The sequence below is a fragment of the Micromonospora sp. NPDC050695 genome (assembly GCF_040654415.1).
In the GTDB taxonomy this organism is placed as follows: Bacteria; Actinomycetota; Actinomycetes; order Mycobacteriales; family Micromonosporaceae; genus Micromonospora.
This window is the reverse complement of record NZ_JBFAHZ010000136.1, coordinates 1-1,812: the sequence shown is the minus strand read 5'-3', so window position 1 is coordinate 1,812 and position 1,812 is coordinate 1. Positions and strand designations below refer to the sequence as shown.

2 protein-coding genes are annotated in these 1,812 nt (G+C 65.7%); one reads left to right on the top strand and one right to left on the bottom strand.

The features are described 5' to 3' along the window. Positions 1-97: 97 nt before the first annotated feature. The gene (locus AB0H52_RS31885) at positions 98-394 is read left to right on the top strand and encodes a hypothetical protein (protein ID WP_357951995.1); all 297 of its coding nucleotides are present in this window, start codon (positions 98-100) and stop codon (positions 392-394) included. 261 nt (positions 395-655) lie between these two features. Here AB0H52_RS31885 and AB0H52_RS31880 read toward each other — a convergent pair whose 3' ends face one another. Further along, complete coding sequence (locus AB0H52_RS31880) at positions 656-1,627, bottom strand: hypothetical protein (protein WP_357951993.1); 972 nt, start codon at positions 1,625-1,627, stop codon at positions 656-658. Between the last annotated feature and the right edge of the window lie 185 nt (positions 1,628-1,812).

Below are 1,812 nucleotides of genomic sequence, written 5' to 3'. Positions count from 1 at the left end.
CAAGAGGGTGTCCAGGTCTTGCGTCACAACATGATCATGGACGCCCTCTCTTCATGCCCAGACATCGACCCCTGACTTCGGAACTACTCGTCTAGTCGTGATCTTCGCTGTATGGGCCCTGCTGGGCGTCACGTACTTCACCTCCGGGGACGTACTGGCCGAGCGCGACTGGTTCGGCATCGTGCTGGGATGCCTACTCGTCACGAGCGGCATGGCCGGGATCTGGCGGGCTCTTCGACTCGGCGTGGTAATCGGCGCAGAGGGTGTCCGTGTCCGCGGCTTCGACAGCCGTGACCAGGTCACACCGTGGAGCGCGATCCAGTCCGTCGACTGCGTGCAGATCGACGTACGGGGGGGGCTTACCGCTCTACGCTCCCGTCCTCCGTCTCGGTGACGACACCGACGCCATGCCGCTCTCGGCGCTCGGCTCGTACTCACGGCAGGACGCTGAGCGCAAGGTCGAACAGCTGCGGAGCCGCCAGGCCAGCGCTGCACGTTCCTGACCGGGATGCCGAGGCGGGCACCCGACCAGCGGCATGTGAGTCAACCCAACAGGCAGGACGGTCGATGCGTCGTCACGCTTTCGAGTTATGCAGCGAAGCCGGACGACCGTGCGGCGGCAGCGGCAACGAACTCGAACGCCTGTGAAGTCGAATCAGCCCTCGCGGGCGATGTCGATGCGCAGGGCGACTGGTAAGCCATCGACATCCACGTCCAAGTGGACAGGAAAGAAGCCGTCACCGACTGAGGTCATCGCCATCAGGATGTCCGCTCCGGCGACCTGGATCACGCCGGCCTCGTGTTCAGAGGCTCTGACCAGACCCATCACCTGCCAGTGATGCGAGTGCGGGCGGAAGTCGAACGCGAATTTCGGTCCGCCGGGTTCGTTTCTCCGCGTCTCGATGGCCAGCCCTCGCTGGTATGCCTCCGTGATGGGCAGGTCCACCCACCCGTACTCGACATCGGCAGTCTCACCGAGCGGAGGCACGCCGAACTCGGCGGCGACCTGTTCCTGGTCGCGACCCCAGAGGACCAGGTCGGCCAGCCCGTCCAACGGCCTCACGTGCTCCCACGAGCTCAGCGCGTCCGCGTCGGCGAAGACAAACCGCGCGTGGTCGACCCCCAGCTCCCCGAACACCCACGAGTCGGCCACCGGCGCAACACTGAACTCGATCCGCATGGACTGCCAGCCGTACCCGCCGGGGACGGCAGTGACACGCAGCGGCCGATCAGCTGGCACCTCGATCGGCAGCACCGGAACGCCCATGACGATGAATCCGGGTTCCCGGGCCGCGACCGCGCGCCGGACGCGTTCCCGGTGCGGGACCTGCTGCTCGAACGCGCGCAAGCTTGCACCGTGCCCATGCTCGCGGCAGTGCTCGTCGAACGCGGCGGTGAACTCGGCGACGGCGTGGGCGGGAATGTCATACAGCCGTGTTCCGGTCTGCCGGCCAAAGGAGTCCGCCGCGGCCTCGGCGTCCGGCCCCACGATCGCGAAGTCGGTTGCCGGGCGCTCCTCGTCGTCCGGCACCCGGTCGCCGGACCACAGCTCGAGGTAACCACCATCCATCATCACCAACTGCCCGGATGGACACGTCACCGCACCGAGCACCACTTCGACCGCCATGATCATGAAGTGTAGGGGCGGCAACGTCGTTCAGGTACGCGAGGCGAAGAGCCTCTACTGCTAAGCGCCTTACGGCCCTACCGCCTCCGCTGCGGAGCCTGTCAAGTCAACTGAGACATTTTCTTGATTTTGTTTAGCTTTGTGCTGCTGGTTGGTTAAGCACAGGCGAGGCGGTGGTCTGTGCG